The 15,891-nt window shown below is 52.8% G+C and carries 18 protein-coding genes and 1 riboswitch; of the genes, 15 read left to right on the top strand and 3 right to left on the bottom strand.

The window, feature by feature from the left end; translation table 11 throughout:
* Positions 1-50 precede the first annotated feature (50 nt).
* The 6 genes from MTP37_RS09505 to MTP37_RS09480 all read left to right on the top strand — a co-directional run bounded on the left by MTP37_RS09505 (position 51) and on the right by MTP37_RS09480 (position 5,187).
* The gene (locus MTP37_RS09505; RefSeq protein WP_249237065.1) at positions 51-1,034 is read left to right on the top strand and encodes a Gfo/Idh/MocA family protein; all 984 of its coding nucleotides are present in this window, start codon (positions 51-53) and stop codon (positions 1,032-1,034) included.
* Between the two features lie 84 nt (positions 1,035-1,118).
* On the top strand, positions 1,119-1,592 hold the full coding sequence (locus MTP37_RS09500; RefSeq protein WP_249237064.1) for a 4Fe-4S cluster-binding domain-containing protein: 474 nt from the start codon (positions 1,119-1,121) through the stop codon (positions 1,590-1,592).
* Between the two features lie 94 nt (positions 1,593-1,686).
* The gene (locus MTP37_RS09495) at positions 1,687-2,454 is read left to right on the top strand and encodes an EFR1 family ferrodoxin (RefSeq protein ID WP_249237063.1); all 768 of its coding nucleotides are present in this window, start codon (positions 1,687-1,689) and stop codon (positions 2,452-2,454) included.
* 69 nt (positions 2,455-2,523) lie between these two features.
* Positions 2,524-2,602: riboswitch (Fluoride riboswitch) on the top strand.
* Between the two features lie 54 nt (positions 2,603-2,656).
* Complete coding sequence (locus tag MTP37_RS09490; RefSeq protein WP_249237062.1) at positions 2,657-3,835, top strand: cation:proton antiporter; 1,179 nt, start codon at positions 2,657-2,659, stop codon at positions 3,833-3,835.
* 271 nt (positions 3,836-4,106) lie between these two features.
* Positions 4,107-4,865 carry a cyclase family protein gene (locus MTP37_RS09485; protein ID WP_249237061.1) on the top strand — a complete coding sequence of 253 codons (759 nt, stop codon included), beginning with the start codon at positions 4,107-4,109 and terminating at the stop codon, positions 4,863-4,865.
* A 25-nt stretch (positions 4,866-4,890) separates the two neighbouring features.
* Positions 4,891-5,187, top strand: a complete 297-nt coding sequence (locus MTP37_RS09480) for a YbaK/EbsC family protein (RefSeq protein ID WP_396344193.1) — start codon at positions 4,891-4,893, stop codon at positions 5,185-5,187.
* Positions 5,188-5,432: 245 nt separating this feature from the next.
* Here the strand turns inward: MTP37_RS09480 and MTP37_RS09475 are convergent, their stop codons facing one another.
* On the bottom strand, positions 5,433-6,269 hold the full coding sequence (locus MTP37_RS09475; RefSeq protein WP_249237059.1) for a hypothetical protein: 837 nt from the start codon (positions 6,267-6,269) through the stop codon (positions 5,433-5,435).
* A gap of 288 nt (positions 6,270-6,557) precedes the next feature.
* Between MTP37_RS09475 and MTP37_RS09470 the strand changes: the two genes are divergently transcribed.
* The 5 genes from MTP37_RS09470 to MTP37_RS09450 all read left to right on the top strand — a co-directional run bounded on the left by MTP37_RS09470 (position 6,558) and on the right by MTP37_RS09450 (position 10,529).
* Positions 6,558-7,340 (top strand): ZIP family metal transporter, encoded by a 783-nt coding sequence (locus MTP37_RS09470; protein WP_097770701.1) that lies wholly within the window; start codon positions 6,558-6,560, stop codon positions 7,338-7,340.
* Between the two features lie 244 nt (positions 7,341-7,584).
* Positions 7,585-8,196 carry a class I SAM-dependent methyltransferase gene (locus tag MTP37_RS09465; protein ID WP_249237058.1) on the top strand — a complete coding sequence of 204 codons (612 nt, stop codon included), beginning with the start codon at positions 7,585-7,587 and terminating at the stop codon, positions 8,194-8,196.
* A gap of 22 nt (positions 8,197-8,218) precedes the next feature.
* Entirely contained in the window at positions 8,219-8,905 is a 687-nt protein-coding gene (locus MTP37_RS09460) for a class I SAM-dependent methyltransferase (RefSeq protein ID WP_249237057.1), read from the top strand.
* Positions 8,902-9,675, top strand: coding sequence for an alpha/beta fold hydrolase (locus MTP37_RS09455; RefSeq protein ID WP_249237056.1), 774 nt, complete (start codon positions 8,902-8,904; stop codon positions 9,673-9,675). The genes MTP37_RS09460 and MTP37_RS09455 overlap by 4 nt, the downstream gene beginning before the upstream one ends.
* A gap of 11 nt (positions 9,676-9,686) precedes the next feature.
* Positions 9,687-10,529 (top strand): class I SAM-dependent methyltransferase, encoded by an 843-nt coding sequence (locus MTP37_RS09450; protein ID WP_249237055.1) that lies wholly within the window; start codon positions 9,687-9,689, stop codon positions 10,527-10,529.
* Between the two features lie 271 nt (positions 10,530-10,800).
* On the opposite strand, the gene MTP37_RS09445 is transcribed toward MTP37_RS09450, so the two are convergent.
* Positions 10,801-11,931 carry an SLC13 family permease gene (locus tag MTP37_RS09445; RefSeq protein ID WP_249237054.1) on the bottom strand — a complete coding sequence of 377 codons (1,131 nt, stop codon included), beginning with the start codon at positions 11,929-11,931 and terminating at the stop codon, positions 10,801-10,803.
* Between the two features lie 578 nt (positions 11,932-12,509).
* On the opposite strand from MTP37_RS09445, the gene MTP37_RS09440 reads away from it, so the two are divergent.
* The 4 genes from MTP37_RS09440 to MTP37_RS09425 all read left to right on the top strand — a co-directional run bounded on the left by MTP37_RS09440 (position 12,510) and on the right by MTP37_RS09425 (position 14,781).
* Entirely contained in the window at positions 12,510-12,857 is a 348-nt protein-coding gene (locus tag MTP37_RS09440) for a DUF6054 family protein (protein WP_097793435.1), read from the top strand.
* Between the two features lies 1 nt (position 12,858).
* Positions 12,859-13,218 carry a DUF2500 domain-containing protein gene (locus MTP37_RS09435; RefSeq protein WP_249237053.1) on the top strand — a complete coding sequence of 120 codons (360 nt, stop codon included), beginning with the start codon at positions 12,859-12,861 and terminating at the stop codon, positions 13,216-13,218.
* Positions 13,219-13,353: 135 nt separating this feature from the next.
* Positions 13,354-14,289, top strand: a complete 936-nt coding sequence (locus tag MTP37_RS09430; protein WP_249237052.1) for a hypothetical protein — start codon at positions 13,354-13,356, stop codon at positions 14,287-14,289.
* Between the two features lie 66 nt (positions 14,290-14,355).
* Positions 14,356-14,781: an N-acetyltransferase gene (locus MTP37_RS09425; protein ID WP_249237051.1), complete on the top strand. Its 426-nt coding sequence runs from the start codon at positions 14,356-14,358 to the stop codon at positions 14,779-14,781.
* Between the two features lie 347 nt (positions 14,782-15,128).
* Here the strand turns inward: MTP37_RS09425 and MTP37_RS09420 are convergent, their stop codons facing one another.
* Positions 15,129-15,794, bottom strand: coding sequence for a Crp/Fnr family transcriptional regulator (locus tag MTP37_RS09420; protein WP_249237050.1), 666 nt, complete (start codon positions 15,792-15,794; stop codon positions 15,129-15,131).
* Positions 15,795-15,891: the final 97 nt, after the last annotated feature.

Below are 15,891 nucleotides of genomic sequence, written 5' to 3'. Positions count from 1 at the left end.
TGGTATACTGAACGCAACGAATCCAAAGGAATAAACCAGGAGGTACCGTTATGAAGTGGGGAATTTTAGCGACCGGCACCATTGCCAAAAAGTTTGCATCTACGGTGGAACAGATGGGCGCAGAGGGGGAGCAGCTTGTTGCCGTGGGGTCACGGCACATGGAAAGCGCACAGGCGTTTGCGCAGCAGTACGGCATTCCCCGCTGCTATGACTCCTACGAAGCCCTTGCCGCCGACCCGGAGGTGGAGGCTATCTACATTGCAACCCCCAACACCCTGCATTACGAAAATTGCAAGCTCTGCTTGGAGCAGGGCAAGCACGTTTTGTGCGAAAAGCCCTTTACCATCAGCCCGGAACAGGCGCAGGAGCTGTACCGTCTGGCAGAGGAAAAGCACCTCTTTCTCATGGAGGCGTTCTGGATCTGGCTGCTGCCGCTGTACGACCGCCTGCGCGAGATCCTTGCGGCGGGCACCATCGGGGAGCTGAAGCAGATCACCTGTCAGTACGGCTTTGTTGCCTCCGGTGCCCGGAAGGACCGCAAGTTTGATTCCGGTCTGGGCGGCGGTGCGCTTCTGGATATCGGCATCTACAATCTGGGTTTTCTGCGCATCCTTACCGGACAGGACCCGGAGAAGGTGGAGACCAAAGAGGTCCACATCAACGAGTACGGCACCGACGATTACAGTCGCCTTGCGCTGACCTACCCCGGCGGCTGCAAGGCGGAGTCTGTCCAGACCATCGGGCAGGAGCTGGAGCGCAATGCCCGTATCGTTGGCACCAAGGGCAGTATTTTCCTGCCGGATTTCCAGCACGCCGAGACCATGACGCTGGAAGTGGAGGGCAAAGAGCCGGAGGTCATCCGCTGCCCGGTGGACATCAACGGCTTTGAGTATGAGATCCGGGAAGCAAGCCGCTGCGTCAAACTGGGGCGCCCCGGCAGCGACCGCTACACCCCGCAGGACAGCCTTGCCCTGACCCGCCTGATGTACGACACCCGCATGAGCTGGGGCATGAAGTTTGCGGGCGAGGTGTAAGCACATATCTTGCACAGGGGGCTTTTTGTGTGCGGAAATTATGGTATACAGAGAGAACGACAACTCGGAATTTGGAGGAGCACCATGGCATCAATCTATTACACAGAAGTAGATTTGAGTCCATATGAAGTTCCTAATGAGCAAAGCCTCTGCATTTACATTTCAGGATGTCAGCAAATCTGTCAGAATTGTCACTATCCAGATTTAAGAAAGACAAATTATGGAGAACCACTCATTGATTTCTTTGAAAAACTGTTGGAGCTGTATTTTTATCAGGCAACATGTGTTTGCTTTTTGGGAGAAGGTGAAAACACACTACAAAGTCGCAGAGAGCTAACAATATTTGCAAAACAGGCTTCAAAAATGGGAAAGAAGGTTTGTTTATACTCGGGACGTGATGTTGAGCCAGAAAATTGGATGAATGTGTTTGATTATGTCAAGGTTGGTAGCTACCAGCAATTCTTAGGATCCTTGGATTCATCCTCGACGAATCAGGTATTTTACCGAAAAAAAGCAGATGGAATATACGAAAATATCACGTACACATTTTGGCTGTAAAAGCCGCATATTTGTTACGAGAAATAGTTCTGTAATTACCAGTTTGCCGGGCAGACAGACAACTGAAAAACACACAAAAAATGAGGGGGCAGCCATGGTACTTTATTTTACGGGAACCGGCAACAGCCGGTATCTGGCACGGCGCATTGCCGAAGGGCTGGAGATGCCGCTTTACGACCTGAACGCCTGCATCAAGGCAGGGAATACCGCCCCGGTGCAGACTGGCCGGGATGTGGTGCTGGTCACGCCTACCTACGCATGGCGTATCCCCCGGGTGGTGTCGGAGTGGCTGGGCAAGACCGAGCTGACCGGGGCAGAGCGTATCTGGTTTGTGATGGACTGCGGCAGCGAAATTGGCAATGCAGCAGGCTATAACCGGCAGCTTGCAGCGCAAAAGCACTTGCGGTACATGGGTACAGCTCAGATCATCATGCCGGAAAACTACATTGCCATGTTCAATGCGCCCCAAAAGGAGCAGGCACGGAGCATCGTGGAGCAGGCAGAGTCTGCGCTTCAGAAGGTGCTGGCGCAGCTCAAGGCCGGGCAGGAGTTTCCTCCGCCGAGAGAGAACCTCTACGACCGCTTTATGAGCGGCCCGGTAAACCCGGTGTTCTATCGCTTTTTTGTAAAAGCGGATGCCTTCCGGGCAACGGATGCCTGCATCGGCTGCGGTAAGTGCGTGGAGCTGTGCCCCTTGAACAACATCCGTCTGGAAAACGGCAAACCGGTCTGGGGCAAAAACTGCACCCACTGCATGGCCTGCATCTGCTACTGCCCCAAAGAAGCCATCGAGTACGGCAAAAAGAGCAAAGGCAAGCCCCGGTATCACTTTGAAGCACTGGAAAAGCAGCAGGACGTATGAGGCAGAGTAAACTCCGGCGCTGCACAGACCGGAGTTGCTTTTGAGAGACAGGTGTGCTATACTGCCAACAGAATAAACGGGAATGAAGTTCTCCCGAAGTAACCAGATTACTTGAACCGCTTTGAAAGCTGATGACTTCTGCGACGAAAATCACGCAGAAGGTGTCAGCTTTTTTGCGTGTTGTGGGTAAGGAGGAACTTTTATGTTACTGAGTATTTCGCTGATTTTGATCGTTGGCATGTTCATGGGGTGGCTTTGTCAGAAGTGCAGGCTGCCGAGCCTGCTGGGAATGCTGGCAACCGGCATAGTTCTGGGACCATACGTCCTGAACCTGCTGGACGGCAGCATTCTGGGCATCTCCCCGGAGCTGCGGAAGATCGCCCTGATCATCATTCTCACCCGTGCAGGGCTGGGGCTGGATACTTCCGGGCTGAAAAAGCTGGGGCGGCCTGCCGTTTTGATGTGCTTTGTTCCGGCGTCTTTTGAGCTGATGGGCGTGCTTTTGCTGGCACCGAAGCTCATGGGGCTGACGGTGCTGGAGGCAGCCATCCTTGGCGCTGTGCTGGCGGCAGTTTCCCCGGCGGTGGTGGTGCCGCGGATGGTCCAGCTCATGGATGAGGGCTACGGCGTAAAGCAGGGCATTCCGCAGCTGATCCTTGCAGGGGCGTCGGTAGATGACGTGTATGTCATTGTGCTGTTCTCCACCTTTGTGGGCATGATGCAGGGCGAAAGTGCCTCCCTGCTCAGTTTTGTCAACATCCCGGTGTCCATCCTGTTGGGCATGGCGGTGGGTCTGGCGGTCGGATTCCTGTTGGCGTTCTTCTTTGCAAAGGTCCACATCCGGGATACCGCAAAGGTGCTGATCATTTTGAGTATCTCTTTCCTGCTGGTGGCAGCAGAGGATGCCCTGACCACCGCCATCACTTTCTCGGCCTTGATCGCCATTATGTTTATCGGCATCGGTCTGCAGAAAAAGAGAGCGGTAGTGGCAAAAAGGCTCTCGGTAAAATATGGAAAGCTCTGGGTAGCAGCGGAGGTCTTCCTGTTTGTGCTGGTGGGTGCAACGGTGAATATCGGCTATCTGGGCAAGGTGGGCGCAAAGGCACTGCTTTTGATCGTGGGTGCGCTGGTGTTTCGGATGCTGGGCGTTTTTGTGTGCCTTCTGGGCACGAGCCTGAGCAAAAAGGAGCGGCTCTTCGCCATGATGGCCTACACCCCCAAGGCAACCGTGCAGGCTGCCATTGGCGGCATTCCGCTGGCACTGGGCTTTGCCTGTGGTGATACCGTGCTTACCGTGGCGGTGCTGGCCATCGTGCTGACGGCTCCCCTTGGTGCCTTTGCCATGGATCTGAGCTATAAAAGGCTGCTGAAGAAAGAGTAAAGCAGCGGGCAATGAGGAGATGAAAAGGCGGATTTGTCTTTGAAAGAATAAACCTATTGACATGGTGCGAAAATGGGCTTATACTATCTCCAACACAAGGAAGGGAGCACAGGCAGATGAAACGTACAACAGATGCCCGGCACAGGCTACCCGGGCGAATGCGCTGCTCCCAGACAAATTCCCGGCAGACAGACTGAGAAAAAACAGGAAGATGCCGTTGTCTGGGAGAAGTGCCCGAACATACATCGTCACAATAAAAGGAGAACCGACAATGGCTGATTATAAACTGTGGAACGCACTGGAAGACGCTAAAAAATATCGCTGGGTGGAACTTTCTCACTCGCTGAACAACGAAAGCCCCTACTGGTCCGGCATCCCGGAAGGCTCTGTGGAGCTGGCAAAGACCGTGTGGGACTGGGGCAAGCCGGAACTGGAATGCCTGATTCAAACCTTCAAATTCCCCGGACAGTTCGGTACCCATATCGACTTCCCGGGGCACTTCATCAAGGGCAAAGCGCTGTCCGAAAAGTATGATGTGAACGACCTGATTTTCCCGCTGGTGGTCATCGATATTTCTGAGCAGGCCAAGAAAGACCCTCGCTACGCTGTGACGGTGGAGGACATCAAGGCCTATGAAGCAAAGTACGGTCCTATCCCGGATGGTGCGCTGGTGGCTCTGCGCAGCGACTGGTATAAGAAGTGGCCGGATATGGATGCGCTGTCCGGCATCGACGCAGAGGGCAAAGAAAATGCCCCCGGCTGGTCGCTGGAAGCATTGGAGTATATCTACAAGGTGCGCAATGCCGCCGCCAACGGCCACGAAACGCTGGATACCGATTCCTCTGCGGTGGCGGAGGAAAAGGGTGACCTTGCCTGCGAGCGCTATGTTCTGGACAACGACAAGTTGCAGGTGGAGGTGCTTGCAAATCTGGATAAAGTTCAGCCTGCCGGTGCGGTGGTCATCGTTTCTTATCCCCGCATTGAAGGTGCAACTGGTCTGCCCGCGCGGGTTTGGGCCATTACCGAATAAGAGCGGAGAAGTGGGAAAATGTCCTTTGAAAAAGCAAAAGCCGGTGCTCATCGTCACCGAGGGCACGGCAAAGCTGGACAACCACAAGTACAAGAGCCTGTTCCACATCAAGGCCAAAATGATCCCCTACGATGAGGTGGAAGCCTATGTGGGTCATGCCCCCGGCGGTGTGTGCCCCTTTGGAGTGAACGAGGGCGTGGCGGTCTATCTGGACGAGAGCCTGCGCAAGTTTGATACCGTCTACCCGGCAGCGGGCAATGGTCACACCGCCGTCAAGCTGACCTTGCAGGAGCTGGAAGCAGCCGCCGGAGCCGAGGGCTAGGTGGATGTCTGCAAGGAGCCGGAAGGCGAATAAAAAGGGTCCATCCCGCAGTATTGCTGTTGGATGGACCCTTTTGTGATTCGCAGAGTAATGCCGACAGTATTGATTCCGTCTTGCAGACGTAAAAACTGTTGACCCTGCGATTGGGCTCCATCTGCAATAAAAAAGGGCAAAGCCGCCTGCATTCAGGAGACCTTGCCGTTTTGTGTTATATTTTACAATAAATTAGGCAGTTTCCCGTGTATTCACAGCGCCACATTGACCGGCAGGACATACACGCCGTCGGCGGCGTAGAAGGTGATCTGAGTAATCGTTTTGCCGATGATGGATGCAAAGTAAGGATCATCGGCATTGAAGCCCAGCTTGGTACCATGCCAGATGTTGGTCACATGATGCAGGCCGTACTCACTGCCATCGGCGGTGGTCAGAACTACGCCGTAGACCTTGTTGGCCTTGTAGTCCAGATCAAAACCGGAGATTTTCATCTCGTAGGTGGCGCGGTGACCGTTGGTATTCAGCTCCACAGTGGTGCCCTCTACGGTGGTCTCGGTGGCGTGGACCTTGCCAAACTCCCACTTGCCGCTCAGCAGGTTATACCATGCGGTGATGTAGTAGGCAGGGGTCTCACTGAGCTTGTAGTAAGCGTAGCTCTCGTTCTCAAACAAGGCATCTGCGCCGGTGTAGGTGGTGGTGGATTCCTTGCCCTTCAGGGTAACGGTAATGTCGTAGCTGTCAGCATCGGTGACCTGCTTCGCGTTCTTCAGCGCCCACGGGGTCAGCACCTTGACCGGGAAGGAAACGCCGGTGATGTCGGAGCCGTCCGCATTGACGTGGTAGGAACCGCCGGCAAGTTTGCCTGCACGGGTCTTGTTCCTGGTGGCACTGGTCACAGCGTCGATCTCAGATGCGTTGTCCACACCGGCAGCCTTGTAGAAGTCGGCGTAGGGGATGTTCATCTGGACATAGCTGGAGGGCAGGCAGTTTTCCTGTTCCACCTCTTCCGCAGCGAAAGCCGGGACTGCCACAGCGCATACCAGCATAGCGGCCGCAAGTGCACCTGCAAATACTTTTTTCCATCTCATGGTAACACACCTCTATCTCAGTTTTGAAAAAATAGTTAGCTTTGCCTAACAATTGGCGCAAAAAATACAGGGGAAAAACCCCTCAGATGGTTAGGTAAAACAAATTCGCGAAATAAAAATAGCACTCCCACCGGGCGTTGTCAAGTAGAAACCGGAAAGTTTGCAGAGGTGAATTTTTCGATGCAGGAAACGATCTGCATCCTCTATACCGCAAAGCCCTTGACCTTTTTGCCGGAGCGCAGTATACTGCTTGCGCGGTTAGCTATGCTTAACCGCAGGAGGTACTACATGATACAAGACGCATTCTGGGGGATTTTGATCCCCTTTCTGGGCACAAGCCTTGGGGCGGGCTGTGTGTTCTTTTTGAAAAACTCTCTGCGTGACGGCATCCAGCGCGCCCTCACCGGCTTTGCCGCCGGAGTCATGGTGGCGGCATCGGTATGGAGCTTGCTGATCCCGGCTATGGAGCAGGCCGCAGATCTGGGCAGGCTGGCGTTTTTCCCGGCGGCGGTGGGCTTTTGGCTGGGCATCCTGTTTTTGCTGCTGCTGGACCATCTCATCCCACATCTGCACCAGAACAGTTTGCAGGCCGAAGGGCCAAAAAGCCAGCTCCAGCGCACCACTATGATGGTTCTGGCGGTGACGCTGCACAACATCCCGGAGGGTATGGCGGTGGGCGTGGTCTATGCCGGTTACCTTGCCGGAACTGCTCAGATCACCGCCGCCGGGGCGCTGGCACTTTCCCTTGGCATTGCTATCCAGAACTTCCCGGAGGGTGCCATCATCTCCATGCCCCTGCGGGCGGAAGGAATGAAAAAGGGCCGGGCATTCTGGGGCGGCGTACTGTCCGGCATCGTAGAGCCCATCGGGGCAGTGCTGACGATTCTGGCGGCAGGCATCGTGGTGCCTGCTTTGCCCTATCTGCTCAGCTTTGCTGCCGGAGCCATGCTGTATGTTGTGGTGGAGGAACTGATTCCGGAAATGTCGCAGGGGCAGCACTCCAACGTTGGTACGGTATTTTTCGCGGTGGGCTTCAGCGTGATGATGGTGCTGGACGTAGCACTGGGGTGATGGTTGGGGGACGGAAGCGAAATCTCTTTCAAAATCTCCGAAAATTCCTGAACTTCTTGACAGAGGAGACGGCAGGGCGTATTATTTTGGCAGAAGGACCGCTGAGAAGCGGCTTTTTATAGAACAGAAAGTTAGCTTCACCTAACTTGCGGCACGAGAAATTGCTGGCCTGTCACCCGGTGCAGTGGGCGCATCTGGTAAAAAGTATTGCATTGTGAACGGTAAACAGAAAGAGGGTAGCATTATGTCCTTTTTTGAAAACACCCGAAAGCCCGTAGGTCTTGGCGGGAAGATCATGGTTGCTATGATGAACTTTGGACACAGCGCAATGGCAGAATGGGGGCTGAGTTTTTTACAGCCTGCCCCGGATGCCATGGTGCTGGACTGCGGCTGCGGCGGTGGAGCGAACATTAAAACGCTGTTGAAACTGTGCCCCAACGGCAAGGTGCAGGGCATCGACTACTCAGCCGTCAGCGTGGAAAAAGCGCGAAAGGTCAATGCCAGAGCCATTGCGGCAGGACGGTGTGCCGTGCAACAGGCAAGTGTGGCAGAGCTGCCGTTTGAAGCGGAGCAGTTTGATGTGGTGACCGCCTTTGAAACGGTCTACTTCTGGCCAGAGCTTGCGCAGAATTTCAGAGAGGTTTATCGAGTGCTGAAGCCCGGCGGAATCTTTTTCATCTGTAACGAAGCAAACGGCGAAACGACAAAAGACGACAGATGGACGCAGATCATCGATGGCATGACCATCTATACGGATGCTGCACTGAAAGAGTATCTGGAAAAAGCAGGATTCTGTAAGATCCAAAGCCACAAAAATAAAAAGGGCTGGCTTTGCGTTACGGCGCAAAAGCGGTGAAATAGTGTAAGGAGGACGGAGCATGGAACGAAAAGAAGCAATCCGCGGTGCCTATCGGCTGACAGGCGGCAACAATTTTTATGATGGTATGATCACCTGTTCCACCCTGAGCGGGAAAGCGGTATGCCGTCTGGTGTGGGACATGAACAAGGCAGAAAACGACGCCTATCTGGAAAAGGCACTGTCCGGCATCCCGGAGCATTTTTCCGGCAAGCTGCTGGAGGTGCCGGTGGGCACCGGCATTCTGACCATGCCGCTTTACAAGACGCTGCCAAAAGCGGATATTACCTGTCTGGATTACTCGGCGGATATGATGGGACAGGCGCAGGAAAAGGCAGACCGCCTGCACCTGAAGAATGTGACCTTTCAGCAGGGGGATGTGGGTGCACTTCCGTATGCGGACGGCGTCTTTGATATTGTTTTGTCGCTGAACGGCTTTCACGCGTTCCCGGATAAAGAAGCCGCTTATCGGGAGGTGTTCCGGGTCTTGAGGCCCGGCGGAATCTTCTGCGGCTGCTTCTATGTGAAGGGGGAGCAGAAGCGGACGGATTGGTTTGTTCGGCACGTTTATGAAAAGACGGGGTTCTTCACGCCGCCCTACGAGACGGCCTTCAGCTTGAAAAAACGGCTGGAGAAACGGTACGCAACCGTAACACTTGGCACAGTGAAGAGCATGGCATGGTTTGTCTGCCGGAAAGGACTACGATGAAATTTAAGACATTTGGAAATCGGAATGCTCCCGCTGTTTTGTTTTTTCACGCAATGGGCGTGACGGGGGAGAGCAGCGAACCGGTTGCGCAATATTTACAGAATCGGTATTTCTGCATTTTACCAACCTCCACCGTGTACTGCAAAGGGCAGAAATATGTCAGCAAGGCAGACGAGGTTCGTCAGGTGGAAGCATACCTGAAATCGCAGGGAGTGGAACACATTGAACTGGTTGTGGCTTCCTCAATCGGTGCCGACCTTGCCATGGCGTTTTTGACAAGTACAGAATTGCCCATTGGACACATTTTCTTCGATGGCGGGCAGTTTGCGCAAATCGGAAAAGGTATGCGCCGCATGATGACACCGTTTTTGTATTTCGCGATCAAGAGCCTGTACTGGTCGAAGGGCGGCACACTGAAAAAGATCCTGTGGTGTGACGATGATTCCATAAAGCCGTATTTTGTAGCCGCAGGGGAAAATCTGACCTATACAAATCTGCGGCGACAGATTCTGGACAGCCTGGAGGATAAACCCTTTCCAGCACTTTCCGAAGAACTGCAAAAGCATCTTTATTTCGAGTTTGGCAGCATAGAAGATCATTTCAAATACCGTCAGGCAGTGATGGAAGCCTACCCCTGCGGCCATTATCCCGTCTTTGAGGGATACGATCACATGCAATATCAGATTCGTGATCCGAAGGGCTTTGCTGAAATGCTGGCATTTATCGCTGAGCAGGACGGTATGCCGAAGTTGCCGTTTATCAGAAAGTGAGAGGACCCGATATGAAATACAAAATCGAGAAAAACACCGTGCAGGAGACGCTGATTCTCCCACTGTATTCCCGGAAGCTGTGCACAGAGCTGTATCCGAACCTTTATCGGGACGAAACAGCGGTGCATCTGATCGACCAGATCGACTACGACTTTTCAGAGGCAGAGGAAAACTCCCACAGCCTGATGCAGCGCTTTGGTGCGCTGGAGGTCGCCATGCGGCAGAATGACCTTGCCTTTGAGGTGCAGGCGTACCTGAAAAACCACCCCTGTGCGGCAGTGGTCAATTTGGGCTGTGGGCTGGATAACACCGGCAGAGCCTGTGACAACGGCAGATGCAAAATTTACAATCTGGATTTCCCGGATGTGATTGCCCTGCGGCAGCAGCTGCTGCCCGCCGGGGAGCGGGAGCAAAACATCCCCTGCGACCTGAAAGATCCCGCATGGTTTGACAAGATCGATGCCTCCGGCGGGGCGGTGTTCTTTGCCTCCGGGGTGTTCTATTACTTCCTGACCCAGCAGGTTCGGGAACTGGTGCAGGGGATGGCAGATGCTTTTCCCGGCGGGGTGCTGGTATTCGATGCCGCCAACCGTACGGCGGTGAAGATGATCGCCAAAACGTGGCTCAGGACGGCGAAAATCAAGGATGTGGGAGCATATTTCGCGGTTTCGGATGCGAAAAGCGAGCTTTCCCAATGGGACAGCCGTTTGCAAGTGTCCAGCCGGGGCTATATGCTGGGGTACAACGATTTGAAAGATCCTTCTGTCAGCGGCTTCTTCCGATTCCTCGCAAAGGTTGGAGACAACGGAATGAAAATGCAGATCGTGAAGATCGGATTTGGAGACAGACAATGAAATATGCCGGGATGCCCATGGGGATGTGGATGCTGTTTGCCGGTTCCTTTCAAAAGCAGCTGACCGTTTACGATTTGAGCCTTGTAGTGGTTGTTTTGCAAAATTTTTATTCTTTACTTGATAACTGCATACGATAAAACCAAAGGGAGCTCTGCCCGGATCTTCGTCCGTGACAGAGCTCCCTTTTTGCTTCATAAACCTCAGCGCGAAGTGGGTGGTGTTTGCCGGGCAGCAGGAAAAAAGACGTTCATAGCGCTGCCTGATACCGCGCTTAGCGGAGCAAAAACCACACGCCCAGCAGGAGCGCAAGGAAAATCAGGTTGGACAGGGTGAACAGCCCAAAATACTGCTTCTTCCCCTGTGGCAGCTCCCGTGCGATCTGCCGGTAGGAAATAAGACTGGCCATGGATGCGATTAAAGTGCCAAGACCTCCCAGATTGGTGCCGATGATGAGGGCTTGTGTCTCTGTCGTGAACCCGGACAGCAGCAGGGCGGCGGGAACATTACTGGTGACCTGCGAAGCAAGAACCGCCACCAGCACTTCCCGGCCGGTCAGAAATTCTTGCAGCCAGCCAGAAAAGGCCGGAATGCGCCCCAGATTGCCAATGAAGATGAAAAAAGCCACAAAGGTCAGAAGCAGGGAATAGTCCACTGCCCGTAAGGTGTGCGGGTCTGCAAAAAGAACGCAGACGAGTACAGCGGCAAAGGCAATGCCATAGGGCAGCACCCGGATCACGGACAGCAGGCAGACGGCAAACAGAACCAGATACAGCAGGATGATCTTCTGATCTCCCTGAGATGCAGAAGAAGAAACAAGCTCATCCACGGAAAGGGCGGCAGAGGCTTTCCGGCAGACCAGCGCTGCCCAAGCCAGCAGCAGGAGCAGAGAAACCAGTGTGTAGGGCAGCATAAGAAGCACAAATCCCCCGATGCTCATGCCGCTTTTTCCGTAAAGATAGAGGTTCTGCGGGTTGCCGATGGGGGTCAGCATACTGCCAAGGTTTGCCGCAATGGTCTGCATACAGACCACCGGGACCAGAAGGAAGCGGCGGACATCCGCTCCCAGACGGCTCAGGACCACGAACGTAAAGGGAACGAAGGTCAGCAGGGAAACATCGTTGGTGATGAACATGCTTCCGAAAAAGCACAACCCGACCAGTACCAGCGTCAGCTGAAAGGTGCTGTGGGTGCGGGACAGCAATGCCCGTCCCAGTCCATCAAAAAAGCCCTGCCGCCGCAGCCCGGCCATGACCGTCATCAGGGAAAACAGGATTGCCAGCGTGCGCAGGTCGATGTAGCCGAGATACTGCACATCCGGCGGAACAAAGAAGGCGGAGACAACGGCCAGCACAGCGGCTGCGGTGAGGACCGTTTCCTGCTGAATGAATTGTTTGAGTTTCATAGAGACACATCCTTGTAGTTGTAAAGGCTGCCCTGCTGCGGTGCCGGACGGCCTTTTTCCGTATTTCAGAGCAACAGCTTCTGCAATCTTTTTTTGCAGCACCATCCTACTCCATTAGCGGGGCATCGTCAAGAGAAAACAGAAAAAATGCGATCTGAATATGAAAAAACGGATGGCTCCGCAGAACCATCCGATAAAACTGGTATCATCAGTCTTTCCGATACTTATGAGTATGCTGGAAAGCTTTTTTGACATCCGCAAAGATAGCAGAAAGCTGCCGCTTTCCAGATGAAGCGCCAGAACCAGAAACTTTGTGGCAAAAAATTGCAGAAGAGATAAAAACATGCCGACCTCTCCCCAAAGCGTCATAAACGGTTACTGTAATTTATGAAGGAGGGCTTACCTTTTTTCCTGACTGCTGGCGGCGTACATAAAGTATTTTGTTCTCCCGAAAGATATGCTATAATCAGATCAGACAAAATTCCTCTCTTCAAGCGATTTCTCTGCAATTTCCCGGTGTCTCTGCTCGTATCAAAAATAAGGGACTGAATTTTAATTGTCAGAACGGAGGAACCATTATGGCAATCTTTGAAAAGACCATCCGAAACAAAAACTTTGACAAGCTGCTTCGGAAGCTGGAACAAGAGATCCCGGACAGCAGTTGGTCGGCAGATTTAGAGGCAGGCAGTGATTTCAAAGAGGGCGATGCCCGGTGCAGTGTCCGTGTGTTTGAACGGTACAGCATGATGGGCGGCAACCGCCTGAGTCTGACGCTGACCATGTTCCAGAATGCGGACAGTCCGATCCGGCTGTCTGCCATCACCGCAGGAGGCAGTCAAGCGGTGTTCTTTAAGGTGAACACCCTCGGAGAAGAATCTTTTCTGGACGATGTAAAGGACCTGCTGGAAGAAATTTTGGAGGAGTGAAATGTTTTACGTTGGATTTGATCTGTTGTTCAGCATCCTGTTTCCCATCCTGTTCCTTGTGGTTTTGGGCATGATCCTATACACCATCATCGGAAATATCAGTACATGGAATAAAAACAACCATTCGCCGCGGCTGACCGTGCCGGCAACGGTGATGGCAAAGCGAACGGAAGTTTCTCGCCACCATACAGACAATACGATGGCTCATACGTTCACGACCTATTATGTGACCTTTCAGGTAGAGAGCGGCGACCGCATGGAGCTTACCGTAAGTGGTTCGGACTACGGAATGCTTGTGGAGGGCGACATTGGAAAGCTGAGTTTTCAGGGCACCCGCTATCTTGGGTTCGAGCGGAACTAAGCGTTTCCTACATTATGCGGCAAGGAGTGCTGTACGGACAGCTACGTTATCGCCAAAACATTTGTAAATGATCGGCAGCATTTTTTGAACCGGCTTTTGAACGAAGAAACGTAATGCCGGGAAAGGACATTCCATATGAGTGATTCTACGTTGAAAGAGCTTTGGCAGCAGGTCGCAGAAAAGAAAAGCTGTGAAGCAAAACAGAAAGAACTGACCGCCCAGCGAAATGCGCTTGCTGATCGTCTGAAAAAGCTGGAAAAATCCAAGCTGGCGGAACAGGCTGATGTTGACCGTCTGGAGGGTCACAGCCTTGCCGCATTTTTCTATCAGGTCATCGGAAAGATGGATGAGAAGCTGGACAAAGAACGGCAGGAAGCCTATGCAGTCCGTGTCAAGTACGATGCGGCTCTCCATGACCTTTCTTCCGTTGATGCCGACTTGGAGCAGATTCAAAATAGGCTGGTAAGGCTGTCCGATTGTGAAAGGCGGTATCAAGCTGCTCTTTCCGAAAAAATCAAAAGCATCAAAGCCTCTGCCCACCCGGCCGCACAGCAGGTTGCGGAAAGCGAAAGCCGTATTGCCGCACTGAAAGTCCAAAAGCGGGAACTGCTGGAGGCCATCAACGCAGGAAAGACCGCCCTGCATACGGTCAACGAAGTTCTGGAAACCCTCGACAATGCCGAGGGCTGGAGTACATGGGACGTAATGGGCGGCGGTTTGATGGCCGATCTTGCCAAGTATGAGGAACTGGACAATGCACAAAAGCAGGTTGAACAGCTCCAAGTGGAACTGCGGCGGTTCAAAACCGAACTTTCCGATGTCGAGATCACTGCAGACCTTCAGGTCACGGTAGACAGCTTTTTGAAATTTGCGGATTTCTTCTTTGACGGCCTCTTTGCAGACTGGGCGGTTCTGGACCATATCAATCAGGCACAGAGCAGAGTAGAAAACACCAAGGGTCAAATCAAGCGAGTCCTTGCACTTCTGAAAAAGATGCGCGAAGATGTTGATGTCCAGATCGCTGATGAAAAAGAAAAGCAGGAACAGCTTGCAGTGGAAACCGAGCTGTAAGGTTAGAGCGTTCGCTTATCTGGTACGCTCAACTCGACAACCCGAAATTTGTGGAGAGTCACCGTTATGATTAGAGAATTACAAAGGAATGATATAAATAAAGTTGCAGATATATGGTTGGATACAAATATAAAGGCACATGATTTTATCCCCGCCCAATACTGGAAAAGCAATTTCAAATCAGTAAAAGAAGCGCTGTTACAAGCAGAGGTTTATGTGTATGCGTATGATACAGAAATACAGGGCTTTATAGGGATAAATGATGAATATGTTGAGGGCATTTTTGTTTCTGGTGAAATGCAATCGCAGGGGATAGGTAAAATTCTACTGAATTATGCAAAGGATAAAAGGAATAAGCTGTTCTTGAACGTATACCAAAAGAACGTACGGGCAATATCCTTTTATCAAAGAGAAGGATTTGAGATTCAGCATAGTGGTTTGGATGAGGCTACCGGAGAAAAAGAGTATGTAATGACATGGCAACAGAAATAGAAATTTGCGCTTGTGGAGCGAAGCGGAACAATGAAAGCCCCAGTGGGGCTTTTAAGTGACCGAACGGTCTTGCGGCAGCAAGATGGAGGGGCCTCGCCCCGACAAGTTCGCGTTTGTGGAGCGAAGCGGAACAATGAAAGCCCCAGTGGGGCTTTTAAGCGACCGAACGGTCTTGCGTTAGCAAGATGGAGGGGCCTCGCCCCGACAAGTTCCAGCTTGACAGATCACCAAATTGCTGCATACCATCTGCGGACGACCCTGAAACGGTTGTCCGCTCTTTTTATGCCCGCACATCCCGGCAGTGGAGAACTGCCTGACGAAACGCCTGCGGGCAGTGTATGGAATGGTCAACGGGTCAACAGCTCAAAATGATTCCGCTTTGTGACCAGCAGCCCTTCCTTTTGCAGCTTGGAAAGCTCCACCGACATGGCGGCACGTTCCACGCAGAGAAAATCTGCCAGCTGCTGGCGGTCAAAGGGAATGTCAAAGGAGAGAGATGACTGCCGGATGGACTCGGCGGACAGGTAGGACAGTAGCTTTTCCCGGGTGGTCCGCTTGCTGACATGGGTGATTTTATCGTTAAAGAGCAATATTTTGTTTGCCAGAACACTGACCAGATTGCGGATGAGCTTCTGGTGATGGTCGCAGGCGGTGGGGCAGGAGGTGAGCAGCCGCTTGACGTTCAGCCGCAGGATCTCGCAATCCTCCTCTGCCACCACGCTGATGTTCAGGATGGCACCGGGGGTGGCGGCGTAAGGTTCGCCGAAAAAGTCTCCGGTGTTGCACTTGGACAGGATGTTGCGGTGTCCCCAAAGGTCCTCCTGAATCACAAGGGTGGAGCCGGACAGCATGAGCCCCATGACCTCTGTGGAATCTCCGGCACGGAAGATGTAGGAGCCCCGGGGCCGGGTGATCTTTGCCGCACTGACACAGTGCAGGATGGACAAGATCTCATCATCGGTAAGCCCGGTAAAGAAGGGGCAGCTCCGCAGAACAGGCAGATATTTTTGCATAAAGGCTCTCCTTGTTGGAATTCAAACATACAAGTTGCCTTTAGTATACTATAATAAGGCTGCAAATGCAAAAAACACCCCAAATTGGAGGAAATAA

Source organism: Faecalibacterium sp. HTF-F (assembly GCF_023347535.1).
Taxonomy (GTDB): Bacteria; Bacillota; Clostridia; order Oscillospirales; family Ruminococcaceae; genus Faecalibacterium; species Faecalibacterium wellingii.
Note: the sequence above shows the minus strand (reverse complement) of the source record. Positions and strands in the feature narration are given on the sequence as shown.